The organism is Marinobacter sp. AN1 (assembly GCF_026013985.1).
GTDB classification, from domain to species: domain Bacteria; phylum Pseudomonadota; class Gammaproteobacteria; order Pseudomonadales; family Oleiphilaceae; genus Marinobacter; species Marinobacter segnicrescens.
This window is the reverse complement of the sequence record NZ_CP110342.1, coordinates 3,601,528-3,625,625: the sequence shown is the minus strand read 5'-3', so window position 1 is coordinate 3,625,625 and position 24,098 is coordinate 3,601,528. Positions and strand designations below refer to the sequence as shown.

Genomic DNA, 24,098 nt, shown 5'->3' with positions numbered 1-24,098 from the left:
CATGTTCTTGAGCGGTGAGAATTGGTGGCTGAGCGGTTAATCCGAAGCCAATGACAAGCTGCCAACAAGCCTAACGCGCCAGCCTCGAAAAGTCCCGTATTCAGAGCTCCCGCAGCCGCTGACGGACCCGTGCAACATGCCTCCGGCTGACCGGCAGGGTGTCTGTGAGGTCGGTCAGTCGGAGCTGGCATGTGCCGTCATCGAGTCGCTCCAGGGCGCGGACATAGCGGGTGCCCACCAGGGTATTGCGGTGGATGCGCAGCAACTGGTCCGGAAAACGCTGCTCCAGGGCCTTGAGACTGAGGTCCGTCAGGGTTTCGCCCTTATCATGGTGCAGGGTGACGTATTTCTGGTCAGCCTCGCAATACCTCACCTGGGTCATGTCCACCAGCTCTGTGCCCCGGGCGCTGGTCACACTCAGGTGATGGCTCTCGTCCGGTCGGGCCCTGAGGGCCTGCAGCTGTGCCCGGTTGAGGCGCTCCGCCCGCCCCAGGGCATCCGCCAGCGCCTGCTGGCGTACCGGTTTGAGCAGGTACGCCGCCGCCTGCACCTCGAAGGCGCGAATGGCGTATTCGTCGTAAGCGGTGCAGAAAATGATGGCGGGCGGATCCGTCTGGGTGGCAAGGCTCTCGGCCACGTCCAACCCGTCGCCCCCCGGCATGCGAATGTCCAGCAGCACCACATCGGGAGTATGGCCGGCCACCGCCGTAAGCACCTCGGAGCCGGTGGCTGCCTCCGCGACGACCTGGTAGCCCTCGATCCCTTCGATCATGCGTTGCAGCCGTTCCCGGGCCAGGGGCTCGTCGTCGGCAATGAGTACGCGTAGCTGGTTCATCGGCTTGTGCCTGTGGTTTGCCAGGGGAGTCTCAGGGTCACCGTGTAAAGCTCACCCTGATGGCTGTGCTTGAGCACCGCGGTTTCGCCGAACAGGGCCTGGATGCGGGCCTGGATGTTACGGATGGCTACCCGGTTGCCCTGATGATTGCTGGCGCCGCTGTCCGGTTTCGGATTCTGCACCAGCAGGTAAACGTACTGCCCGCTGCGCTGGCTTTCAATAACCACCGTGCCACCCTCGGGGCGGGGCTGGATGCCATGGTAGATGGCATTTTCCACCAGTGGTTGCAGTGTCAGGGGCGGGATCGCCTGGTCATTCAGGGCATCATCGGTGCGCCAGTCCACCCTAAGTCGCTCGCCGAGGCGTAGCTGCTCCAGTGCCAGGTAGCGACGGCACAGGGCCAGTTCTTCCTTCAGCGGGACCAGCCGTTCGCTGGTGTTAAGGGATGCCCTGAACAGTTCGGACAGGTCCAGTACCGCATCTTCCGCCTGCTCCGGGCGGGTGCCGATCAGGCTGGCAATGGTGTTCATGCTGTTGAACAGGAAGTGGGGGTGAATGCGGGCCTGCAGTGCGGTCAGCCGGTAGGTCATTTCGGCCTGTTTCTGCTGGCGCCACTGATGCTGAAGATAGAAATAGCGCAGCACCATCAGGGTGGCGATCACCGCAATGAGCAGGCTTTTCCCCACGGCCTGCCATTGGGCGGCGGTTTCCCCGGGGTAGAGGAAACGGGTTGCCACGCCACTGAATAACAACACGTCAGCGATGACCAGGATCACCATGGCGAGGGTGGCGCGGGTGGTTGTCAGGCCTGTCAGCCAGGGTCGGGCGAGGCAGATCAGGGCGGCGCTGGTGAGAACGGTCCACTGCACCAGCAGTGACACGAGGCCAAAGTAGTTCCAGTCGATCCACTGGCCCCGGGCGTGGGCCATGGCCAGCAGCATCACCATCAGTTCGCTGCTGATTACCAGCATGAATACCGAGCGTACCCGGCAGAGGTCCGGCACAAAAAAGCCGGACACGCCCCCGTTAGAACTGTCCTGGTCCGGATTTTTACTATGGCCGGTGGTCATGCGGGTGAGAGTCCTCTCCGGGGTGTTATAATCCGCTCACATTTTTCGCACCCGGACCATTCTGCCGGGCAGTCAGCAGGAAAGATACACCATGACCGATCCGAACAAGAGTTCCGAAAAGCCCTGGGGCGGCCGATTCAGCGAGCCAACCGACGCATTTGTGGAGAAGTTCACGGCTTCCGTGGCCTTTGATCAGCGCCTTTACCACCACGACATCCGCGGCTCCATCGCCCACGCCACCATGCTGGCCGAGGTGGGGGTGCTGACCGTCGAGGAAAGGGACCAGATCATCGAAGGCCTGGAAGCGGTCCGCGCCGAGATCGAAAGAGGGGAGTTTCCCTGGTCCGTGAGCCTCGAAGACGTCCATATGAATATCGAGGCCCGACTCACTGACCGTATTGGCATCACCGGCAAGAAGCTCCACACAGGCCGAAGCCGAAATGACCAGGTGGCCACGGATATCCGCCTGTACCTGCGTGACGAGATTGATGCCATTGCCGAGGAGCTTACCCGTCTGCGAGCCGGTCTGTTGGACCTGGCGGAACGCGAGGCTGACACGATAATGCCGGGCTTCACCCACCTGCAAACCGCTCAGCCGGTCACTTTCGGTCATCACCTGCTGGCCTGGGCCGAGATGCTGGAGCGGGACGCAGAACGCCTGCAGGACTGCCGCAAACGGGTCAACGTCATGCCCCTGGGCGCCGCTGCGCTGGCTGGCACCACCTATCCCATCGACCGGGCCATGACCGCACAGCTGCTGGGCTTTGACCGGCCCACCGAGAACTCCCTGGACTCGGTCAGTGACCGGGATTTCGCTATCGAGTTCTGCAGTTTCGCGGCGCTGCTGATGACCCACCTGTCCCGCTTCAGCGAAGAGTTGGTGCTTTGGACCTCAGCCCAGTTCGACTTCATCGACCTGCCGGATCGTTTCTGCACCGGCTCCTCCATCATGCCCCAGAAGAAGAATCCGGACGTGCCGGAACTGGTGCGGGGCAAGACCGGCCGGGTCAATGGCCACCTGATCAGCTTGCTGACCCTGATGAAGAGCCAGCCCCTGGCCTATAACAAGGACAACCAGGAAGACAAGGAGCCGCTGTTCGACACCGTCGATACCGTCAAGGGCTGCCTGCGGGCCTACGCTGACATGGTGCCGGCCATCACCTCGAAGGCGGACAATATGCGTGAGGCGGCCCGCCGGGGTTTCTCCACCGCTACCGACCTGGCCGATTACCTAGTGAAAAAGGGCGTCGCTTTCCGGGATGCCCACGAAATCGTAGGCAAGGCCGTGGCACTGGGTGTGGCAGAGAAAAAAGACCTCTCGGAAATGACCCTGGAAGAGCTGCAGCAGTTCTCCGGCACGATTGATGGGGATGTCTTCGATGTGCTGACACTGGAAGGTTCGGTACAGGCCCGTGATCACCTCGGCGGTACGGCCCCGGATCAGGTCAGCGCGGCCGCAGGCAGGGCACGCGCACGTCTGGGTTGATTCCGGGAACAGCCATTGAAGGGGCAGGGACGCCCCGTGGAATCAGGCGATGGCGCCTGCTGACTGTCCGCCGGTGTCGCTGACAAGCTGCTTCAGTGGCCGGGGTGCACTGACATGGCGCCCCTGGATGAAATGCACGCCCAGGGTCTGTACCCGCCGGCGCGCAATATCGTTCTCAACGCTGGTTGCAATGGTGACCTTGCCGGTGGTGTTGGCGATGCGTTGCAGCGCTTCCGCCATCACCAGGTGGGTGGGCTCATCGTGGAGTCCGTCCAACAGCTCGGGAGCCAGCTTGATGTAGTCGACCGGCAGCCGGCCGGCCAGGCGGTAGCTTTCCATACTGGTGCCAGCACCATCCAGGGCTGTTTTGCAGCCCAGTTGTCGAAGCATGCGACAGAGCTGCCGGCACTCTGCCGTGAAGTTGATGGCATGTTGGGCGGGAATCTCGAAGCACAGGCTCGCCGGATCAAGCCCGGTTTTTTCCAGAGCCCGACCGATGAAGGCGGGCAGGGTGCGATCCTGGAGGGAGCCGCGGGACAGGTTGAAGCCGCAGTACCCCAGGGCGCTCGCCAGGTCCGGGTGGCGGTAAAGGTGGCAGAGTGTCTGCTTGATCACCTGCCGGTCCAGCCTGCGGGACAGCTCGAATCGTTCGATCAGGGGCAGGAATTCCCGGGGGGGCATGTCAGCATCGTCCCGGTTAGTGCCCCGCAACCGTGCCAGTATCTCCAGGCCCAGCCCGATGTCAGGATGATTCATGGCCCTTATGGGCTGGTACTCGAGGGGCAATCCTCCCGTGGCAAGGCATTCCCTGATATGAGCCAGCAGGGCCTTGGTGCGGGCGATGTCTTCGCGGTCTGAGGGGCGGGGCGCGGCTGTGACAGGCTTTTTCGGCACGGGCCGGGTGGTGGCTGACGCTGCCAGTGGCGACGTCCTGCCATGGCTGACCTTGCGGACGACGACCCTGGCTGCCATGAAGTACCCGCCGCTGTGGCGGAAAGTGACGGTGAGTGGCCGGCCGCTGTCATGGTAGCTGGCATAGTCCGGGCTCAGTGGATTGTCCTCGGGGGAGGCTATCAACTGTTTAAGGGGGCGGCCGTCGATTTCACTGTTGCTGTAACCCAGCACCAGCGACAGGTTGGGGTCCGTTCCTGTTACCTTGCCGTCCTGGCCGATTGTCAGAACGGTCGTCACACCTTCGCCGGCACCAGGGCGGTGGCGGCAGATGACGAGCTCATTCACGTCAGAGTACTCCTGTAAGATTTTCTCTTATTATTCTCTGGCGCCCAAAGCCGGGTACCTGATTGAGGGTCAACCGTGACCTTTGCGATGCGTAGTCTGGTAGGCTGTCCATGTGCCAAGCCCGTCACATTGTACAGGTTAAACACGGAAAGAAAACGTCTCAGTTCCGGAGTGTAGTCAAAGCGTGCAGGATAAGCCTGTTTTTGTCGATTTTTCTGAAGGTGTCGATCGCAAGGTACTGAAAGCGATCACTTCTCGCTTTTGCGCCCTTAACCGGATTCGGCTGGACCGTGCCCGCTCTGCGCTGACCTGGCACCAGCAAATCGTGCTTGACCTGCTTCCCCTGGTGTTTCACCTCAACCATCCCGCCTTGCCGGGCTACCATGCCGGCGAGTGTGCCCATGGGCTGGACCGGTATGAGCCGTCTGAGAAGGCCGTGCAGGCTGCCCAGCGTATTGCCCGTTCGTTCCGCCCTGGAGCGCGCAAAACCACTGCTGAACTGACCGGGCTGTTCCTGATGGGCAGCCCAGGCTCCCTGGGACATTCTGTGGCGAGTGACCTGGATGTCTGGGTTTGCCATCGCCCGGACCTGCCCCCACAGCGGTTGGAGGCGCTTCGCCAGAAAGCACTGCGGCTTTCCGGGTGGGCGGCAGAGTTCGGCCTGGAGCTTAACCTGTTCGTTTTCAGTGCCGAGGACTTCCGTCAGGGCCGGGGTGCGGCGGAGGTGAGTACCGAAGACTGTGGCAGTGCCCAGCACTACCTGCTGCTGGATGAGTTCTACCGCACTGCCATACACCTTGGTGGACGTTATCCGCTCTGGTGGCTGATCCCGGCGCAGGAGGAGGGGCGCTATGAGGAGCTCACCCGGTTCCTGCTGGATAACCGCTTTGTACGCTCTGATGAATACCTGGATTTCGGGGCCGTGCCCTCGGTTCCGGTAAGTGAGTTTCTGGGTGCCGGTGTCTGGCAGCTTTACAAGGGAATTGAGTCGCCCTGGAAGTCCCTGCTTAAACTGTTGCTGATCGAATGCTACGCCAGGGACCGGGATCAGGGCCTGTTGTCCGCACGGTTCAAGCGGGCGGTTTACGAGGGCAGTGCGGATATCGACGCTACAGACCCCTATGTGATGCTGTACCGCCACCTGGAGCAATGGTTGCTGGCAATGGAAGCGCCGGGCCGGCTGGACCTGGTCCGGCGGGCGTTATACCTGAAAAGCGGGCTTCCGTTGACCCGTGCGGCGGAGATGTCGGGTCACTGGCAGGGCCAGATACTCGACCAGCTGGTCACGGAGTGGGGCTGGGGGCGCGACACCCTCACCGAACTGGATAACCGCCACCAGTGGCGGGTTGAGCAGGTGATGGCCCTGCGCCGCCGCGTTGTGTCCGAGCTTACCCACAGTTACCGGTTACTTTCCCGTATGGCGCGAACCGGTTCTGCGCCCTCGGCCATCAGCGCGGTGGACCTGAACCTGCTCGGGCGGAAGCTGTATGCCGCCTTCCAGCGCAAGGCCGGCAAGGTTGAACTGGTCAACCCGGGCATTGCCCCGTCCCTGGCGGAGGAGAACCTGGCTTTCTGGCATGGCCTATCGCCGGGGCGGGCAGTCGCTGCTGATGGCTGGCGATTGTTCCGCAACCTGGACACCCAGTCAGCGGTGGACGGGCAGCCTGTCATCCGCAAGGCGGGCAGCCTGGTGGAACTGGTCACATGGTGTCACTGCAACCGCCTGCTGACGCCGGCCACAAGGCTCAATATGCGCCAGGAAGTCCCTGATGGGGACAGTGGTGGAACCCGACTGAGTGTCAGCGATCTGCGGAGTATGGCCAGGTTTGTAAGCTCTCACCTTGGTACCCTGACGCCGGCAAGCAGGGACGCCCTGATGGCACCGGCCCGGCCCGAGGTGCACCTGCTTCTGGTCAATGTGGGGGTGGACCCACAGGCCAGTCTGACCGAGCGTGGGCTGCACAAGTTGAGTGGACGCCACGACTCCCTCGGTTTCAGCGGTGGTCGCGACAACCTGGTGGCCACCATCGAACAGGTGTCTCTGAACACCTGGCATGAAGTCAGCCTGCAACGCTATCTGACCGGTGATGCCCTGCTTCAGTGCCTCAAGAACATGCTTGCGCTGGTGGCCAGGTCGCCGGCGCGACCACCGAGGGTCGAGGTCTGGTGTGCCGGGGGCAGCCACGCTGCAGCGATTACCCGTCGCATCCGGGAACTGGTGGACGATGTGACTCGTCAGTTCTTTGCCGGTGGCGCAGGACCGCACCCCCTGCGTTATCTGATCAAGGTGGACCAGCGTTGGTTTGTGCTGCGATTTGACGGGCACGAGCCGGGTTTCACCGGGCTGGCAAACGACCGGGAACTCATGGATTACCTGGCCCGGCCCCAGCAGGTCTACTCGCCGGTTGTTCCAGATCGCTACGCGCTGCAGGAAGATCCCGCCTTCAGGGAGGTCTGCCGGGCTTGCCAGCCAGATGTGGTCCAGATGTTCTGGCAGCAGAGTGGCAAGTGGCTGCGGTTCTGGGTGGCGGATGAAACCGGCTCACTGTATGGCTGGCGCCAGCCTCGTTCCGGTAGCCGCCGGCAAGCACTGGTACCTTTGATGCGGTTCCTTGAAAAGTTGGCTGAGAAGCGCCGGCTCCGGCAAATGGCGGGCAGCGCCCGTGAAGACACGGAGCTGGTTTGTGCCGAAGTGGTGCTGGAAGCCGGCGAGGCCCGCCTTGAACGTACACCGCTGCCACCGGAGTCCCTGTCACTGGAGGCCATGGAACTTCAGGCCACAGGCGTTCAGCAGGGGGATGGCAGCATCAGGTTTGACCTGTACTGCGACGAGGAAGCTTTCACCGTTGAGGAATATGGCGAGTTCCAGATGGCGGCAGTTGCCGATTACATCCGCCAGCGACGCAGAGGTGGTGATTCCTACCCGGTGCATCTGACGGACCTGCACCTGCCCAACGACCTGGACCCGCAGATGTGGCAGCAGGAGCTGCAGACCTGCCAGTACGTCTGGTACCGGCACCGGCTGCAACGGGAGCTGACCGAGGCCCTGGCCCGCGCCTGACTGTACCGGAGGCTCGCTCTGGCGGACGCCGGTCAGGTATACTAGCCGGCTACTTTCATGGTGTGGCCAGGCCTGCTGATGGCTGGGCCCGCCGCCGGATGACGCAGGATATTTGCGATGCCGAGAACTGCAATTTGCCTGGTGGTAATGGCGCTGCTGGCGGGGCTGAGCGCCGGCTGCGGCCAGAAAGGTCCGCTGGAGCGCCCCCCCGCCGAACCGGCTGCCATAGAGTCCCGGGCCGGCGGCGACACCGAAAACCGTTAACAGGACCCTTTCATGGATCAGTTCAGCTATCGTGACGGCCAGCTCTTTGCCGAGCAGGTGGCCGTGGCCGACATTGCCCGGGACTTCGGTACGCCTGCGTATGTCTATTCCCGTGCAGCCTTTGAGAATCACTACCGCGCCTACGACGAGGCGCTTGCCGGTCGCCCACACCTGGTCTGCTACGCGGTCAAGGCCAACAGCAACCTGGCGGTCCTGAACGTGCTGGCGCGGCTGGGCGCCGGCTTCGATATTGTCTCGGTAGGAGAGCTTGAGCGTGTGCTCCGGGCCGGCGGTGATCCGTCCAGGATTGTCTTCTCCGGGGTGGGCAAGCAGCCCCATGAGATGCGCCGTGCGCTGGAAGTTGGCGTTCGCTGTTTTAACGTAGAGTCAGACGCCGAGCTGGATCGTCTCAATGCGGTAGCCGGCGACCTCGGGGTCAAGGCGCCGGTTTCCCTGCGGGTCAACCCGGATGTTGATGCGGGCACCCACCCCTATATTTCCACGGGGCTTAAAGAAAACAAGTTCGGAATTGATATTACCGATGCGCCCAGGGTCTATGCCCGCGCTGCAGCCATGCCGCACCTGGATGTGCAGGGTGTTGACTGCCATATTGGCTCCCAGCTCACGACCGTGGAGCCATTCCTCGATGCCCTTGACCGCGTGCTTGCGCTGGTTGACGCCCTGGCCGAAGACGGCATCACCATTCGCCACCTGGACATGGGCGGTGGCCTGGGTGTCACCTATGACCAGGAGCAGCCGCCATCCCCCGGGGACTATATCCGGGCAATGCTGGGGCGTATCGGCGATCGGGAGCTGGAACTGGTGCTTGAGCCGGGGCGTTCGATTGCCGCCAATGCCGGCATCATGCTGACCCGGGTGGAGTTCCTGAAGTGCACCGAACACCGTAACTTTGCCATTATCGACGGTGCCATGAACGATATGATCCGCCCGGCCCTGTACAGCGCCTGGCAGGCCATTATTCCGGTACAACCCCGCACTGATGTAGCCGAGCAGAGCTGGGACCTGGTCGGTCCGGTCTGTGAAACCGGCGACTTTCTGGGCAAGGATCGTCGTCTCGCGCTGGCACCGGGAGACCTGCTGGCAGTCCGCTCCGCTGGTGCCTATGGTTTTGTCATGAGTTCCAACTACAACAGCCGTAACCGCCCACCGGAGCTTATGGTGGACGGAGACCGGGTCTACGTGGTTCGCGAGCGGGAAACCCTGGAGGACCAGCTTCGCCACGAACATTGCCTGCCCGATGAGTGAGGATGCGATGACGGGAGCAAGACGCAGCCAGGGCCCGCTGTTGTCCTTCACCAAGATGCACGGTCTGGGCAACGATTTCATGGTGGTTGACGCCATCAGCCAGCCATTTCGCTTGCGCCCGGAGATGATCCGCAAGCTGGCGGACCGACACTTTGGTGTAGGGTTCGACCAGTTGTTGGTGGTGGAACCGCCGGGTTTGCCGGACGTGGACTTCCGCTACCGCATCTTCAATGCGGACGGCTCCGAGGTGGAGCAGTGTGGCAATGGGGCTCGTTGTTTCGCGCGCTTTGTGCGGGATCAGCGGCTCACCAACCGTCGGGTTATTCGTGTGCAGACCGCCGGAGGCGTCATTGAGTTGCGGGTAGGCCGTGAGGGCTGGGTTACCGTTAATATGGGCGTTCCGGAACTGAATCCCGCAGCCATCCCCTTCGCCGCAGATGAGCGTCAGGTAGTTTATCCCATAGATGTGGATGGCCAGTCGGTGGAATTGTCCGCCGTCTCCATGGGCAATCCCCATGGCGTGCTGCTGGTGGATGACGTGGACAAGGCCCCGGTGGAAACCCTCGGACCGCTGCTGGAACGTCACCCGCGATTTCCGGCCCGGGCCAATATCGGCTTCCTTCAGATAATCGATCGTGGCCGCGCCCGGCTGAGGGTGTTCGAGCGGGGTTCTGGTGAAACCCTGGCCTGCGGCACCGGTGCCTGTGCCGCTGTGGTGGCCGGCCAGTTGCGGGGATTGCTGGATAATCAGGTGCGCATCACACTGCCGGGGGGTGACCTGGTCATCGAATGGCAGGGGGAGGGGGCCCCTGTTATGATGGAAGGACCGACCGCACGGGTGTTTGATGGCCAGATCCGCCTGCCCGCCGAACCGAACCAGCGCCGGAGAAACCGGCGGCCTTCGGGTCGTCAGCCGGAACGCAGGTCGCCGGGCAACCGGTAGTGCCCCGTCGGCCGATACACAGTCACCGGCCCGCCAGAAGGCCGTCGCAACAACAGGGGAACCTCCAGTGGATGCAACCATGACCGCCGAGCAGGTCGCCGAGTACCTGCGGAATAATCCGGATTTCTTCGTCGGCCGGGATGAGCTGCTGCGCTCACTGACCTTGCCCCACGACAGCGGGCGCGCGATTTCCCTCGTGGAGCGCCAGGTGCACCTGTACCGGGAACAGAGGGATACCCTGCGCCACGAGTTGGTAGAGCTGGTTTCCATTGCCCGCCAGAACGACCGGCTGTTTGAAAAGAGCAAACGTCTGCTGATGCAGGTGATTGAAGCCCGCAACCTGACCGAAATGGCCGCCGCCATCGACGACAGCATCCGGGGTGATTTCGGCCTGGATGCCGCCTCCGTGATGCTGGTGGGTGGCGAGCTTCCTGCCGGCAGTACAACGGGGGCACTGCATGTTGTTTCCGAAGCGGATGCGGAAAAAACCTGGGCGCCCTTCTCGATGGCGACCGGGCCGTGTGCGGTCAGTTCCGTGAGGCAGACCGTAACTTCCTGTTCCCCGGCCGTGACGAGCCGGTGGCGTCGGTGGCGCTGGTACCCCTGCGTACGGACCGTCTGATCGGGGTGTTTGCAGTGGGCAGCTGTCAGCCGGGCTATTTTGACCAGAGCATGGGCTCCCTCTTCCTGTCCTACATCAGTGATACCCTGAGCCGATTGCTGCCGCCCATGCTGCAACGCCACCGCCAGGTAGAGCCGGTGCTCGATGCGGTGGCCGAATCCCGCTGATGGGGTGCGGTCGGGAGCGGCTAACCCCGGGGACCGAGCAATGACCGGCAGTGAATCGCAAACCCAGCTGTTGGAGCCGGTGGAGGCGTTTCTTCATTACCTGGCTGCCGAGCGCCGGCAGTCCCCCCATACCTGCAGCGCCTATCGACGTGACCTGACCCGGTTGATGGACTGGCTGTCGTCTCAGGTGGCGACCCTTACCCGGTGGGACCAGCTGATGGTGGCGGATGTGCGTCGCTATGCGGCCACCCTGAACCGCGAGGGTTTGTCCGGCCGCAGTATTGCGCGTGCCCTGTCCGCTATCAGGCGCTTCTTTGATTACCTGATCCGCGAGCACCGGCTGGGCAGTAATCCTGCGCTGGATGTGAGAGCTCCCCGCAGCGGCCGGCGCCTGCCGGTGGCCGCCGACGCGGACCAGCTCGCTCACCTGTTCGACACCAGTCCGGAAGGCCCGTTGGATGTGCGGGACCTGGCCATGTTCGAGCTGTTCTACTCCTCCGGTTTGCGGTTGTCTGAACTGACCGGGCTGGACCTGCGGGACCTTGACCTGAAGGCAGCGGAAGTCCGGGTGCTGGGTAAGGGCAGTCGTGAGCGACTCTTGCCAGTGGGGCGCAAGGCCCAGGCGGCCCTTCGCGATTGGCTGGGGCAGCGCCCGGCGCTGGCCGCAAATGGCGAGCCTGCATTGTTTGTCAGTCAGCGGGGTTCCCGCCTCAGCACCCGCAGTGTCCAGCAGCGGCTGGATCGCTGGGGCCAGCGCTGTGGTGCTGACCAGCACCTGCATCCGCATCTGTTACGGCATTCCTTCGCCAGTCACCTGCTGGAATCCAGTGGTGACCTGAGAGCCGTACAGGAGCTGTTGGGCCATGCCGACATTGCCACCACCCAGGTCTATACCCACCTGGACTTCCAGCACCTGGCCCAGGTCTATGACCGGGCCCATCCCCGTGCCCGCCGGCGTTCCCGGACCGAACCTGCTGCACAGGGCGACCCGGATGCACCATAATACTCCCCAGCGGTGCCCCGGGTGGTTAGTCGGCCCACGCACCACTCCACCCGTAAGTGACAACAACCGGTAAAGGCGACACAGGACCGAGCATGACATCGAACAAAAGCCAACCCTCCTCCGACGATGGTAGCGAAGCCGAGCTTCGCTACCAGGTGGAGCGGCTGCTGGCCCGGGCCAGCCTGGTGTCCCAGGGGCTGGACAGCCAGCTCGATAAGGTGCTTTCGGAGCTGCGACAGTACCTGCGAGGCCAGGAACGAAGTCCTGATCGCCTGCGGGGGTTCCAGGAGCGGCTTGATAGTGAGCTGGAGCGCCTGGATGACCATGTCGGACGTGAGCGGCGCGACGCTGCAAGGGTTCTGGGAAGGCTGCTGGACACCGCAGGGCGCAGCAGCCTGGCCGGTGCCGGTGATCTCAAGCGCCTGTCCCGGGAGCTGGGCCCGCGGGGGCTACCCAGGGAAGCGTTGCTGCCCTGGATTGAGTCATTCGCCGACGCAGTCGAGCAGGCCCTTCCCGGAAATGGTACCGGCGGTGAACGTAGCCCGGGGCTGCTGGGGCGGTTTTTCCAGCGCGGTGCATCAGAACGCTCGCAGAGCCAGGCCAGTGACTTGGCGCCTCCAGATGGCGAACTGGACCTGGAAACGGCTGATAACCTTCCCCCGGAGGATGATGACCAGTCCCAGCGCCTGAGAATCGCGCGTCGTGTGGGTGAGCTGATGGGGCGGGTGATGCATCAGGTGGAATTGCCACCAGACACCCATCGCCGGGCGGCGCTACTGAAGGCCCGCCTGTCGGACCAGCAGGACTGGGCGTTGTTGCGCCAGAGCCTGGACGAGACGGCGGACCTTGTGATTGCCGTCGTCAGTCATAGCCAGAGGGAATTCCAGGGCTTTCTTCAGCGGCTCGATGAACGACTATCGTCGTTGCACGTGCACGTTACTGACCAGACCGATGCCATGGCCGGCCGGCAGTCAGCGGCAGAGGCAATGGAGCAGACGGTACAGGGTGAACTCAGTGAGCTGGGGCACTCCCTGGTGCAGCACTCAGACCTGGAAGGCTTGCGCGCGTCAGTGTCGCGCCATATCGAACGCATTGCCAGTACGGTACAGGTTTACCGGGTCCGGGAGCAGGAGCGGGATGAGCAACTGGCAGACCAGATGGAAGCCATGCGTGAAAAACTGGTGGCCATGGAGACCCATTGTGAGCAGGTTCGTGAACAGCTGGCGCAGGAGCGCGCGCGGGCACTGACCGATATCCTCACCCAACTGCCCAACCGGGAATCCTGGGATGAGCGGCTTCGCTTTGAGCACGAGCGCTGGCAACGTTACGGCCATCCGGTCGCCCTGGCGGTGCTGGATATTGACAATTTCAAACAGGTTAACGACTCCTTTGGCCACAAGGCCGGTGACCGGGTTATCCAGCTGGTGGCCAGGGCGCTGCGGGAACGCCTCAGAACGACCGACTTTGTCGCCCGATATGGCGGTGAGGAGTTCGTGGTGTTGCTGCCGGAAACCTCCCTGGACCAGGCCATCCGGGTGATCGACAGCTTGCGGCAACATGTGGCGGAGATGCCCTTCCACTTTCAGCGCAGACCGGTGGCGGTGACCTTCTCCGCCGGGGTTTCCTGGTTCCGGGAAGGCAGTGCCCCGGATCGGGTGTTTGACGAGGCCGACAAGGCCTTGTACCAGGCCAAGTCCGATGGTCGCAACCGGGTTGTCGGTGCCAGGGGGCTGACCTGGTGATGAAGCTTCAGGCCCCGCTCGCCGTATTGCTGATACTGGCATTTTCCTTCCCGGCCGGAGCCGATCCCCAGCCGCCGACACTCTGGCCGGTTCTGGGTGCCGATCAGCTGGCCCTGGTTGAGCAAATCGAAACCCTGAATGTGGCGGTCTTCGCCGATCAGACACCGCTGGCGTTTACTACCGCCGAGGGCTGGCTCGCCGGTACCTATGTGGATTACCTGACGCTGATCGCCGCCAAGTTGCGGGTGGGCCTGGAGGTGGAGCCATTACCGTCGGGCCGGGACACGCCTTCCTGGACTGAGGGGCAAGCTGCCATTCGGATCAGCGCCCGACGCCCCGATGCACCCGTCCCGGAGGGCTGGCGACGCAGCCAGCCGCTGATGCAGGTTACCTATGGCGTTTTCTCGGACCCGGGAGATGCAAGCATCCGCAATCTGACGGACCTGGAGCGTCGTCGGGTAGCGCTGGTGGGCAAGGACGCCAACCAGTTTGCGCTGCTGGATGCTGTCAACGACTTTACCCCGGTACCGGTTACGTCGGTCAGCGAGGCGGTGTCCATGGTGTTGTCCGGCCAGGCCGACGCTTTTGTCGGCCCGGTACCGGTGGTGGTGGATTATCTTCAGTCTGCGCTGATCAATGGCGTGGCGCTGGTTGCGCTGCTGGATCAGCATCCGGTGGATGTGGTTCTTGAAGTCAGGGAGGAGCAAGCGCAGCTGCTGCCGGTTCTCGACAAGACCATTGCAGCCATCTCCCACACTGAGCACCGTCAAATTCGCTCCGCCTGGCTGCCAGAGGCCGTGGTAGAGGCGGGCCCGGCCGATGGTCTCACCCTGAGCGCCATTGAGAAGGAGTGGCTACGCCAGCACGGCCCCCTGCGGGTGGCCTATCGGGAGAACTGGCCACCCTTCGAGTTCACTGAGAATGGCAGTGCCCGGGGACTGGTCCCGGACCTGGTGCAGCGTATGGGTGACAACCTGGGGAGCCGGCTGGAGAAGCGGACCGTGTCTGACTGGACCGAGGCGGAACGTATGCTGCTAAACGGGGATATAGACATCCTGCCTGCGCTGCCGCGTACCCCTCGCCGTGAAGAAGACTTCCTTTTTACCCGTACCTACCTGACGCTGCCCATCGTGGTGGTTATCCGGGAAGACGGCCGGTTTATCGGTGATCTCAGGGAACTGCGGGAAGAGCGGGTCGGGGTCGTCAGCCAGCATGCCGCCCACGACTACCTGCTGATTAACCACCCGGACCTGAATATCTACCCGGTCAACACGGTGCAGGATGGCTTGCTGGCCCTCTCCAATGGCGATCTTGAAGTCATGGTTACCCATATTCCCGGGGTCAGTTACACGGTTGCCGAGCTGGGGCTCTCCAACCTTCGCATTACCAGCATTACCCCCTATGAATACGAGTTCCGGATGGCGGTGAACCGTAACCGGGGAGAGTTGGTGCGGATCCTTAACAAGGGGCTGGGCAATATTGGCACCGCCGAAAAGGATGAAATATACAATCGCTGGGTCTACCTGGACCTTGCGCAGGAAGAGGATTACACCGCCATCAAGCGGGTGGTCCTGATTGCCGTCGTAGTGGTGCTGATCTTCCTGTACTGGAACCGGAAACTGTCCCGGGAAGTGGACGAGCGCATCCGGTCGGAACATGCCCTGCGCCGCAGTGAAGACGAGTTACGGGCGGCCAAGCTGGAGGCAGAGCGGCTTGCCCGGGAGGCGGAGAGCGCGAACCGCGCCAAGAGTGAGTTCCTGGCCAACATGTCCCATGAGATCCGGACCCCGATGAATGCGGTCATCGGGTATAGCGACCTGCTCAGCAAAACCGTCAGCGACCCGCAACAGAAGCACTACCTGGATGCGATCCGCGCGAGCAGCCGCAGCCTGCTGATGCTCATCAATGACATCCTGGATCTGTCCCGCATCGAGGCGGGCAAGATGCGACTGGAATTCGGCCCGGTCAGCCTGCGCCGGATGCTGCAGGATGTACGGCATATCTTCGATCTTCGGGCGCGGGAGCATAACGTCAGCCTGGAGGTCAGCGTCGAGTCAGATATGCCTGCCGGCATGGTCTTGGATGAAACCCGCTTGCGGCAGGTGCTGTTCAACCTGGTGGGCAATGCCATCAAGTTCACCCATGAAGGCGGGGTAGCGGTCAGGGCCTCAGTTTCCGAGTCCCGGCAGGATGATGGGCGGGAGTTGTGCACCCTGAGTATTGCGGTGACAGACACGGGTATTGGTATCGCCGAGGACCAGCAGGAGCGGATCTTCGATGCTTTCGAGCAGCAGGAAGGGCAGAGTAGCCGTAAATACGGCGGCACCGGGCTGGGCCTGGCCATCAGCCGCAAGCTGGTGCGCATGATGGGTGGCGAGCTCAGCGTGGAGAGCCGGGAAGACAAGGGATCAACCTTTGTCGTCGTGCTGCCGGATGTAGAGATCGTACCCATGGAAGACGAGCCGGAGGAACAGCCCCAACTTGACCAGACTCCCATGACCGAAACGCTGGACATGCAAGAGCGCAGCTGGCTCAAGGAACAGCTGAAGGAAGATTTCGGTGATGAATGGTCCACGGTGCGTGAAAGCGGCGACCCCGAGCAGATGAGATACTTTGCGGCGCGGGTATTGAGTTGGGGCCAGCGTTACCGGTCCCGTGCGGTTACCCGCTACGCCGAGAAACTCATGGCCGACGTGGACGCGTTTAACCTGGATGCTATCAACGACGCGCTGGAGTCATTCCCGGGGTTGCTCGGTAGTGAGCCGCCTGCTGATCGATAGGCGCCGGTTTGGTTCAGGGTAGGCAGTCGTACTGGGAGTGACGGTCAAAGGCGACTGAAACCATGTCGTAGCCCTGTTGTGACAGGTCACTGATCAGGTCTTTATTGGTCAGCAAGGTGGTGCAGATCCGGTGAACACGGGCAATCTGTTTTTCCCGGGAGTTTTCCCCGTTGCTGCGGAAGTCCACGATAAGGTATTTACGGTCGACTCCGGAGGCCACCGGAATGTCTTCTCGTTCCACACTGTCGAAACCGATGTAGGTGAGTTCATTGTGCGGAAACAGCCGGGTCATCAGCAGGTCGATATTCTCTGCCTGGACTGGTGTGGCGGATAAGCTGATCAGCACACTGGCCAGGGTGAGCAGTGCGGAATGGCGGACCATTCGTAAATCTCCTCAAGGGATTGTGTCGTGTTACATTCTGTTACAGGAAGTATTGCAGAAGCTGGAGCTGGCCGCCGTCATTTTTTTGCGCATTTTTCAAGTTTTTACAAATCCAGGACCAGGATCTCGATTGCCTCTCGGTAATCGATGGCTGAATAGGCTTGCGCCTGGTATATGCGCCAAAAGTGGAGAGTCCGGACATGCGATTTATGGGTACGGGCGCTAGACTACAGCTAGTTACGGAAATTGAAAGGAACAACCATGTTTCAACTGATTTTCCGGGGTGAGTGTCAGCCCGGCACCGACGTACAGACAGCGCGGAATAATGCCCGCACCCTGTTCAAGGCTTCCGTTGAGCAGGTTGACCGGATGTTCAGTGGGCGTCCGGTCGTCATCCGGAACCGGCTGGAGCAGGAGCAGGCCGAAAAATACCGTGCGGTTCTCGCCCGCCATGGCATGGTGGCTTATGTGCAGCCCATGGCGACGGAGCAGCCAGCACCAGCGTCAGCGGAAGCTGCCTCGCCGGCCCGGATGGAACAGCCGTCAGCGAGCTCCGAAGAGCCACCCGCTGCGGGTGCCGGCCAGGCCCCCGCCAGGCAGCCGGGTCCGCGCATTGAGCCTGGTGATCGTCTGCCGGTTGCCGGCGAGAGGGCCGATGAGGTCCTGGCCGGATCCAGCCTGGGCCTGGATCCCGTCGGCACCCGCCTGGCGGAGGAAAGGGAAGCCCCGAGGCCGGTTTTCGAACACCTGGATGAGTGGACCATCGCGCCAGCCGGCTCCGACCTGGGCGTGGAACGGGAATTGCCACCACCGGTTGTTCCGGACGTCAGCCACCTGTCACTGGAAGAATCGCCGGAGGCCGGGAAGCACTGACTTCGCCCCGGACGATTATCAGGGAGTGACCAAGTGATTCATCCTGCCCGTCTGCCTGCGGTTGGCCCGCTTGTGCTGGCCATCACCTTGCTCATGGCCTTGTTCACGGCCATGCCGACCCACTCATCTGCTCACCCGGGGGCGCCCGCTGAGGACGGCAAAGAGCGCCCCGTTGTGGGTCTCGTCCTCAGTGGTGGTGGCGCCAAGGGCCTGGCCCACGTCGGCGTTCTGCGGGTGCTTGAAGAAATCCGGGTTCCGGTGGACCTGGTGGTGGGCACCAGCGCGGGTGCTGCCGTAGGCGCCCTCTATGCGCAGGGCATGCCCGTGGAAGCCATCGAGGATCGCATGCTGGAAATGGACTGGCTATCCAGTTTCCAGGATACACCGGGTCGCAGCTACCAGCCGGTCCGCCGCAAGGAAGACGGCTGGCGGTTCCCCGCCATTCCCGGTCTCGGTGTGGGGTTGGACGGATTTCGTGTGGGCCGGGGACTGATTTCTGGCCAGAACCTGAGCCTTATCCTTAACGACCTGACCCGGGAAGCCGCCCTGGTGAGGGATTTTGACCAGCTCCCCATCCCTTTCCGCGCAGTAGCCACCGACCTGGAAACCGGCGAGGAGGTTGTACTGGCGGATGGCAGCCTGGCCGAAGCGATACGGGCGAGTATGAGCATTCCGGGGGTCTATGCCCCGGTGAACCGGAATGGTCGCCTGTTGGTCGACGGGGGCGTCGCCAACAACCTGCCGGTCAGCGTGGCCCGGGAGCTGGGGGCAGATGTCGTCATTGTAGTGGATATCTCCGACGAGCCGGGCCGGGGTGAGAGCCTGACCCAGGCGTTTTCCGTTGTTAGCCAGCTCACCACCCTGATGACCCGGCGCAGCGTGGAGCAACAGCTCGCCTCCCTGCAGGATAACGACGTGCTGATTACCCCTGACCTGGCCGGGTTGGGCTCTGCTGACTTCTTCCAGGGGGCAGAGTTGATGGAGCTCGGGGCGACGGCGGCCCGGGAGCAGGCATCCGCTCTTAACAGGCTGGCGGCGGACGATGAGCAGTGGCGGCAGGAAATGGCTATGCGCACGTACCGCGGCTTTGAACCGGAAGTGATTTCGGATGTGATTATCCGCCAGGACAGCCGGCTGGCAGATCGTTTCCTGCGCGACCGGATTCGCCAGCAGGAGGGCGAGCCGCTGAACCAGCAACAACTGGAGGAAGACCTCAAGCGCATCTATGGCCTGGGTTACTACGAGAATGTCAGTTACAGCCTGAGCCCCGGGGACCATGGCTCGGTGTTGGAGATCCTGGTGCGGGAGAAGAGTTGGGGGCCGAATTATCTGAGCTTTGGCCTGGGCTATGAGGAAAACTTCGAGAGTGATACGCGCTTTAACGTGGCGGCATCACTGCGCATGACCCAGCTCAACCGCCTCGGTGGGGAGTGGCAAACCGGTGTGCAACTGGGCACCCAACCCTGGGTACGCACCGAGTGGTTCCAGCCCCTGGACTATGGTTACCGGCGGTTTGCGGTCGCGGGAGCGGAATATGAGAAGGACCGCTACAGTATCTTCGACCAGGATGGCGAACGTGTTGCCGAGGTGGATGTATCCAGCCGTCACCTGGACCTGGCTGTCGGTACGGAGCTGGGCGCCAACGCAGAACTGAGGGCCACCGTGGAGCGGGGCTACGCGCGGGTGGATGACCGTATTGGCGACAGCCCGGTCAGCGGTGACCGGATACAGCAGGGCAGCTGGAACCTGCGCATGGTCTATGACTCCCTGGACGACCCCTTCCTGCCGGAAAGTGGCTCGTTCGCTGGTGTCCGGGGGCGTTTCGAGCGGCCAGCCCTGGGGGCTGACAGCGAGTTTGACCGGACCGTTTTGCGGCTGGCGAAGGCGGGCCATCGGGGTGACTGGGTCGCTTCGGGTGAATTCTTTGCCAGTGTGGTGACCCGCGGCGAGGCCGGCATCGAAAACAATGTCCTGCTGGGTGGTTTTCGCCGCCTGTCAGCCTATGGGCAGGGGGAGGTGACCGGCCAGGACGCAGTACTGGGAACGGCCGTGCTATACCACAAGTTCGGTGGCCCCATCGTGCCCTTCTTTGTCGGCGCAGGTATGGAGGCGGGTAACGCCTGGGAAGATATTGGCGGTGCCCGGTGGGAGGACGTACTGACCTCGGGCACCGTTTTCGCCGGGTTCGATACGGTTATCGGCCCGGTCCAGGCGGCGCTGGCCTACAACAATGACGATCGCTGGGGCGTGTACCTGAATGTGGGGTATTCACTACGTCAGCTGTTCGACTGATTGTCCTGACGAATTACAGCAAGGGCGCCATTAGCCGAACCGATCGACAGGCCAGGCGGAACAGCAGTGACCGGTCCTCGTAATCAGCACGCTCCAGGGTGCGGCTGTTGGCCAGGTCAGCTTCAAGCATGGCTTCCACTTCGCTGACAAAGTCGGCTGCCGTTGAGAGGGCCGTGATCTCAAAGTTCAGGCGCATGGAGCGGTTATCCAGGTTGGCGGTGCCCACCGCTGCGTAGCGATCATCCACCAGTAAGGCTTTCTGGTGCATAAAGCCGGCATGGTACTGACAGATGCGGATGCCGCATTCGTTCGCAGTCACCAGGTAGGAATAGGCTGCCAGCCCGATGAGCAGGTGATCAGGTTTCTCCGGAATCAGGATGCGCACATCGACACCTCGCATCGCGGCCAGCTGCAGGGCATTCATGACCTGGAAGTCCGGTACGAAGTAGGGCGAGGCGATCCACAGCCGTTGCCGGGCATTGTTGATGCAGTTCAGGAAAAACAGGGTACACGTTTCCCACCGGTCTGCAGGGCTGCTGGGCAGGATCAGCACCTGCTGGTCGCCCCTTTGAGAGGGACTGGGCTGCCAGTTCAGCTCCGGGTTGTCACCTGTCGCCCAGTGCCAGTCTTCCAGCCAGGCCAGCTGGAGGCCCAGGGCCGCTGGGCCGGTAATCCGGCAGTGCGTGTCCCGCCAGGGTTCGACCCCCATATCGGTGCCCAGATACTCGTCCCCCAGGTTGATACCTCCCACAAAGCCCACCTTGCCGTCACACACCAGGATCTTGCGGTGGTTGCGGAAGTTGATCTGCAAACGACGCCGGCGGACATTGCCATCGCCAAACGATGCCACGCGGGCACCTGCGGCCTTCAGCGCTTTCAGGTAACGACCAGGCAGCCAGACACTGCCGATATCATCGTAGAGGAAGTAGACCCTGACCCCCTGGGCAAGCTTGCGCTTGAGGATATGCAGGATACGATTGCCGACCCGGTCAGAACGGACAATGTAGAATTCCAGCAGGATGTAATCGGTGGCGTTTTCCATGGCCTCGAACAGGGCGTCAAAGGTGGCATCACCGTTTTTCAGCAGGGTACAGTCATTGCCCCCTGTAAACGGTTGCCGGCCCAGGGTGGCGAGTACACTGAGCTCGTCGGGATTCTGGGCGTTGCCGGGGTAAGGCAGGGTTTCCGCCTGCTGTTCATATTGGGTCAGCAGGGGTTCGAGGGTACGATCGTTCAGTCGCCTGGCCTGTACGTAGCCGGCGAAGCGGTTGCGGCCGAACAGCAGGTACAGGGGCACCGCGATCCACGGCAGGCCGATCAGGCTGATAATCCAGGCGATGGCGCCCTGGGCTGTACGGTAACTGAGCAATATGCGGTAGACGCAAAACAGGGCAACCAGGTAGAGCCCGGCAACGGTTACCGCCAGCAGTGAAAAATCGGGCATGTGCTGTACTCTTGCAAACAGACCCTGCAACAATAGCAAACCCGGGCATCTCAAAGTATGGCGGCAGTATCGTGTTTTCCCGCCGGGGTCCGGCCAAACAAAAACAGGAAGAGCGAGGCATTCATGAGCGTCAGGTTACATCGTCGGATTTCTGGTGAAGGCAAACCCCTTTTGCTGCTGCACGGGTTGTTCGGTTCCCTTGAAAACCTGGGTGGCGTCAACCAGCGTCTCCAGGAGGTCCGGCAAATCCACGGCCTGGACCTGCGCAATCATGGCCGCTCTCCCCACACCGACTCCATGGACTATCCCTCCATGGCGGAAGACGTTATCGCCTATATGGACGAGCAGGGACTGGCGAAGGCCAGCCTTCTGGGGCACTCCATGGGAGGCAAGACCGCCATGCAGGTGGCCCTGAGTTACCCGGACCGGGTGGAGAAGGTGATCGTCGCAGATATTGCACCGGTGACCTACCACCCCCGTCACGATGCCATCCTGGAAGGCATGAAGAGCCTTGACCTGTCAGCAATTTCAACTCGTGGCGAGGCAGACAAGGCGCTGCAGGAATACGTGGAAACGCCGGAAGTGCGCATGTTCCTGCTGAAAAACCTGGTGCGGGTACCGGAAGAAGAGAAAGCCGATAACCCGAACGTCTTCCGTTGGCGCCTGAACCTTCCGGTCATCGAGGCCTGTTACCAGAACCTGGCGGACGCGCCGGAAGGTGATGGTCCCTTTGACGGACCGGTTCTGTTTATCAAGGGTGCTGATTCCGCCTATATCCAGCGCAAGCACCGCGAGCGCATCGATACCCTGTTTCCACAGGCGCGCATCGAGGAAATCGAGGGCACGGACCACTGGCTCCATGCCGAGAAGCCAGACGAGTTTGCCCGCCTCTGTCGTGAATTCCTGAAAGGCTGAGCCGCACCAGCACTGGCATACCAGGCAACCGGTACAGGACTCGTTCCATGAAATGGCTGCTGATACTGCTGTTGATCGTTTTCGTGATGCTTGGCGGCTTTCTGCTGAGTCCTTCACCCATCGACAGCCGGGCCTGGCCGGCGCCCTCGGCTCCCGCGATGCAGGGGCCCCTGGCACCGAACGAACGACTGCGTTTGTCAGACCTGTTGGCCAAGGGGCAGTTGGCACAACCGGAAGATACCGCCATGGATGCCTCCGGCAGGATTCATACCGGTACTGCGGATGGCTGGATTGTTCGCCTGGACGGGGAAGGGGATGGGGATCCCAACCGCTGGGTGGAGACCGGTGGCCGACCACTGGGACTGGACTTTGACCGGCAGGGTAACCTGGTTGTGGCCGATGCCGAGCGGGGGCTGTTGTCCATAAGCCCCCGCGGCGAGACCCGCGTACTCACCCGGGAGGCCGAAGGGCTGCCGTTCCGGCTGGCGGACGGGGTGGACGCAGGACCGGATGGTAATATCTATTTCACCGATGCCAGCACCCGCCACCGCCTTGAGGACCACCAGTTGGACCTTCTGGCAATGCGGCCCAATGGACGCCTGCTACGATATAGCCCCCAGACCGGCCAGACTCGGGTACTGCTCAGAAACCTCTACTTTGCCAACGGGGTGGTGGTCTCACCGGAGGGGGACTACCTGCTGGTGGCAGAGACTCCCCGTTACCGCATACTGCGCTATTGGCTCAGCGGTCCGGAGCAGGGCCGGGCGGAAGTGTTTGCCGACAACCTGCCCGGGTTTCCGGACAACCTCGACGTGGATGCTGCCGGCCGCTACTGGGTCGCCATGCCAGCCCTGCGCAGGCCCTCACTGGACTTTCTGCACCACCATCCCTGGCTGAAGAACCTGGTGGCCCGCCTGCCGCCCTGGCTGCGTCCGGGGCCGGGTGAGTATGGCCTGGTGATTGCCCTCAACGGCGAGGGTGAAATTGTCACCAGCCTGCACGATACCCGGGGCGACTACCTTTGGGGGCTGACGTCGGCCCGGGTTCATGGTGACGAGCTGTATTTTGGCAGCTTGTATAGCGATCGCCTGGGCAGGTTGCCGCTGAACGCGATTCCGGGAATGGGACCTGTGCAGTAAACCGTGACCAGGGGCATGGTGCAGCAACGAATTATGATCAGTGAAGGAGTAATGGAATTGAACACCGACCAGAACGACGGGTTCCAGGACTGGGACCTGCCGGATCCGTTCACCCTGGATATTAACGTGCGTCCGGAAGACACGGACCGCCTCGGCCATGCCAATAATGTCGTCTACGTCCGTTGGCTTGAGGACATCAGCTGGGCGCATATCGAGAGTGCGGGTATGACCTGGGCCCTCCACGAGCAGACCGGCAAGGCCATGGCCATTACCCGTACCGAGATTGACTACCTGGCCGCCGCCAATGCCGGTGACCGGCTGGTATTGGCGACCTGGCTCACCGACTTCGATGGCCGTATCCGCTCGGCCCGGCAGTTCCAGTTGGTGCGCCCGGCCGACGGCAAGACTCTGATGCGGGCGATTTCCACCCATGCCTGCGTCAATATGCAATCCCAGCGCCCCACGAGGGTGCCGGCCGAGTTCGCTGAAATTTTCCGGCATATCCGGGTTGAAGGCGGTTATAAGTTGTAGCCGCCGGGGTACAGGGGTCCGGTGGCCGGAAGTATTCATCGCAA

The 24,098-nt window shown here is 62.2% G+C and carries 18 protein-coding genes and 1 pseudogene; 14 read left to right on the top strand and 5 right to left on the bottom strand.

Going from position 1 to position 24,098, the window contains the following annotated elements; genetic code table 11:
* Positions 1-100 precede the first annotated feature (100 nt).
* Positions 101-835 carry a LytR/AlgR family response regulator transcription factor gene (locus tag LJ360_RS16775; protein ID WP_091852734.1) on the bottom strand — a complete coding sequence of 245 codons (735 nt, stop codon included), beginning with the start codon at positions 833-835 and terminating at the stop codon, positions 101-103.
* Positions 832-1,905, bottom strand: a complete 1,074-nt coding sequence (locus LJ360_RS16770) for a sensor histidine kinase (protein WP_091852731.1) — start codon at positions 1,903-1,905, stop codon at positions 832-834. The genes LJ360_RS16775 and LJ360_RS16770 overlap by 4 nt, the downstream gene beginning before the upstream one ends.
* A gap of 91 nt (positions 1,906-1,996) precedes the next feature.
* Between LJ360_RS16770 and argH the strand changes: the two genes are divergently transcribed.
* On the top strand, positions 1,997-3,391 hold the full coding sequence (argH, locus tag LJ360_RS16765; protein ID WP_091852728.1) for an argininosuccinate lyase: 1,395 nt from the start codon (positions 1,997-1,999) through the stop codon (positions 3,389-3,391).
* A 42-nt stretch (positions 3,392-3,433) separates the two neighbouring features.
* Here the strand turns inward: argH and LJ360_RS16760 are convergent, their stop codons facing one another.
* Positions 3,434-4,630, bottom strand: a complete 1,197-nt coding sequence (locus LJ360_RS16760; RefSeq protein WP_264994483.1) for an EAL domain-containing protein — start codon at positions 4,628-4,630, stop codon at positions 3,434-3,436.
* A 184-nt stretch (positions 4,631-4,814) separates the two neighbouring features.
* Here LJ360_RS16760 and LJ360_RS16755 point away from each other — a divergent pair, with 184 nt between their 5' ends.
* The 8 genes and pseudogenes from LJ360_RS16755 (at position 4,815) to LJ360_RS16720 (ending at position 16,478) form a co-directional block, all read left to right on the top strand.
* On the top strand, positions 4,815-7,691 hold the full coding sequence (locus tag LJ360_RS16755; RefSeq protein ID WP_091852719.1) for a class I adenylate cyclase: 2,877 nt from the start codon (positions 4,815-4,817) through the stop codon (positions 7,689-7,691).
* Positions 7,692-7,808: 117 nt separating this feature from the next.
* A complete protein-coding gene (gene lptM, locus LJ360_RS16750; protein ID WP_091852716.1) occupies positions 7,809-7,955 on the top strand; it encodes an LPS translocon maturation chaperone LptM in 147 nt (48 codons plus the stop codon).
* A 12-nt stretch (positions 7,956-7,967) separates the two neighbouring features.
* Entirely contained in the window at positions 7,968-9,221 is a 1,254-nt protein-coding gene (lysA, locus tag LJ360_RS16745; protein ID WP_091852713.1) for a diaminopimelate decarboxylase, read from the top strand.
* Positions 9,222-9,228: 7 nt separating this feature from the next.
* Positions 9,229-10,164, top strand: coding sequence for a diaminopimelate epimerase (gene dapF, locus LJ360_RS16740; RefSeq protein ID WP_091852837.1), 936 nt, complete (start codon positions 9,229-9,231; stop codon positions 10,162-10,164).
* 79 nt (positions 10,165-10,243) lie between these two features.
* Positions 10,244-10,953, top strand: a pseudogene (locus tag LJ360_RS16735) (DUF484 family protein).
* A gap of 40 nt (positions 10,954-10,993) precedes the next feature.
* Positions 10,994-11,956 (top strand): tyrosine recombinase XerC, encoded by a 963-nt coding sequence (gene xerC, locus LJ360_RS16730; protein WP_091852710.1) that lies wholly within the window; start codon positions 10,994-10,996, stop codon positions 11,954-11,956.
* A 92-nt stretch (positions 11,957-12,048) separates the two neighbouring features.
* Positions 12,049-13,698, top strand: coding sequence for a GGDEF domain-containing protein (locus LJ360_RS16725; RefSeq protein WP_091852707.1), 1,650 nt, complete (start codon positions 12,049-12,051; stop codon positions 13,696-13,698).
* A complete protein-coding gene (locus LJ360_RS16720; protein WP_091852704.1) occupies positions 13,698-16,478 on the top strand; it encodes an ATP-binding protein in 2,781 nt (926 codons plus the stop codon). The genes LJ360_RS16725 and LJ360_RS16720 overlap by 1 nt, the downstream gene beginning before the upstream one ends.
* Before the next feature lie 13 nt (positions 16,479-16,491).
* Here the strand turns inward: LJ360_RS16720 and LJ360_RS16715 are convergent, their stop codons facing one another.
* Positions 16,492-16,860, bottom strand: a complete 369-nt coding sequence (locus LJ360_RS16715; protein ID WP_091852701.1) for a hypothetical protein — start codon at positions 16,858-16,860, stop codon at positions 16,492-16,494.
* A 261-nt stretch (positions 16,861-17,121) separates the two neighbouring features.
* Here LJ360_RS16715 and LJ360_RS16710 point away from each other — a divergent pair, with 261 nt between their 5' ends.
* Both LJ360_RS16710 and LJ360_RS16705 read left to right on the top strand, forming a co-directional pair.
* Positions 17,122-17,733, top strand: a complete 612-nt coding sequence (locus LJ360_RS16710) for a hypothetical protein (protein ID WP_091852698.1) — start codon at positions 17,122-17,124, stop codon at positions 17,731-17,733.
* Between the two features lie 33 nt (positions 17,734-17,766).
* Positions 17,767-20,025: a patatin-like phospholipase family protein gene (locus tag LJ360_RS16705; RefSeq protein WP_320108773.1), complete on the top strand. Its 2,259-nt coding sequence runs from the start codon at positions 17,767-17,769 to the stop codon at positions 20,023-20,025.
* 13 nt (positions 20,026-20,038) lie between these two features.
* On the opposite strand, the gene cls is transcribed toward LJ360_RS16705, so the two are convergent.
* Positions 20,039-21,469, bottom strand: a complete 1,431-nt coding sequence (gene cls, locus LJ360_RS16700) for a cardiolipin synthase (protein ID WP_091852695.1) — start codon at positions 21,467-21,469, stop codon at positions 20,039-20,041.
* Between the two features lie 123 nt (positions 21,470-21,592).
* Here cls and LJ360_RS16695 point away from each other — a divergent pair, with 123 nt between their 5' ends.
* From LJ360_RS16695 to LJ360_RS16685, 3 genes are read left to right on the top strand one after another with little or no spacing between them, the layout of a single operon-like run.
* Positions 21,593-22,384 carry an alpha/beta fold hydrolase gene (locus LJ360_RS16695; protein WP_091852692.1) on the top strand — a complete coding sequence of 264 codons (792 nt, stop codon included), beginning with the start codon at positions 21,593-21,595 and terminating at the stop codon, positions 22,382-22,384.
* A 47-nt stretch (positions 22,385-22,431) separates the two neighbouring features.
* Positions 22,432-23,523: an SMP-30/gluconolactonase/LRE family protein gene (locus tag LJ360_RS16690; RefSeq protein WP_091852689.1), complete on the top strand. Its 1,092-nt coding sequence runs from the start codon at positions 22,432-22,434 to the stop codon at positions 23,521-23,523.
* A 51-nt stretch (positions 23,524-23,574) separates the two neighbouring features.
* On the top strand, positions 23,575-24,054 hold the full coding sequence (locus LJ360_RS16685; protein WP_091852686.1) for an acyl-CoA thioesterase: 480 nt from the start codon (positions 23,575-23,577) through the stop codon (positions 24,052-24,054).
* The last annotated feature ends 44 nt before the right edge of the window (positions 24,055-24,098 follow it).

What these genes read in the sequence shown, in the direction of transcription:
- LJ360_RS16725 (WP_091852707.1), top strand. Translation starts at nt 12,049, where the DNA reads ATGACATCGAACAAAAGCCAACCCTCCTCCGACGATGGTAGCGAAGCC.
- lysA (WP_091852713.1), top strand. Translation starts at nt 7,968, where the DNA reads ATGGATCAGTTCAGCTATCGTGACGGCCAGCTCTTTGCCGAGCAGGTG.
- LJ360_RS16720 (WP_091852704.1), top strand. Translation starts at nt 13,698, where the DNA reads ATGAAGCTTCAGGCCCCGCTCGCCGTATTGCTGATACTGGCATTTTCC.
- cls (WP_091852695.1), bottom strand. Translation starts at nt 21,469, where the DNA reads ATGCCCGATTTTTCACTGCTGGCGGTAACCGTTGCCGGGCTCTACCTG.
- dapF (WP_091852837.1), top strand. Translation starts at nt 9,229, where the DNA reads ATGACGGGAGCAAGACGCAGCCAGGGCCCGCTGTTGTCCTTCACCAAG.
- LJ360_RS16775 (WP_091852734.1), bottom strand. Translation starts at nt 835, where the DNA reads ATGAACCAGCTACGCGTACTCATTGCCGACGACGAGCCCCTGGCCCGG.
- LJ360_RS16695 (WP_091852692.1), top strand. Translation starts at nt 21,593, where the DNA reads ATGAGCGTCAGGTTACATCGTCGGATTTCTGGTGAAGGCAAACCCCTT.
- xerC (WP_091852710.1), top strand. Translation starts at nt 10,994, where the DNA reads ATGACCGGCAGTGAATCGCAAACCCAGCTGTTGGAGCCGGTGGAGGCG.
- LJ360_RS16770 (WP_091852731.1), bottom strand. Translation starts at nt 1,905, where the DNA reads ATGACCACCGGCCATAGTAAAAATCCGGACCAGGACAGTTCTAACGGG.
- LJ360_RS16685 (WP_091852686.1), top strand. Translation starts at nt 23,575, where the DNA reads ATGGAATTGAACACCGACCAGAACGACGGGTTCCAGGACTGGGACCTG.
- lptM (WP_091852716.1), top strand. Translation starts at nt 7,809, where the DNA reads ATGCCGAGAACTGCAATTTGCCTGGTGGTAATGGCGCTGCTGGCGGGG.
- LJ360_RS16690 (WP_091852689.1), top strand. Translation starts at nt 22,432, where the DNA reads ATGAAATGGCTGCTGATACTGCTGTTGATCGTTTTCGTGATGCTTGGC.
- argH (WP_091852728.1), top strand. Translation starts at nt 1,997, where the DNA reads ATGACCGATCCGAACAAGAGTTCCGAAAAGCCCTGGGGCGGCCGATTC.
- LJ360_RS16710 (WP_091852698.1), top strand. Translation starts at nt 17,122, where the DNA reads ATGTTTCAACTGATTTTCCGGGGTGAGTGTCAGCCCGGCACCGACGTA.
- LJ360_RS16715 (WP_091852701.1), bottom strand. Translation starts at nt 16,860, where the DNA reads ATGGTCCGCCATTCCGCACTGCTCACCCTGGCCAGTGTGCTGATCAGC.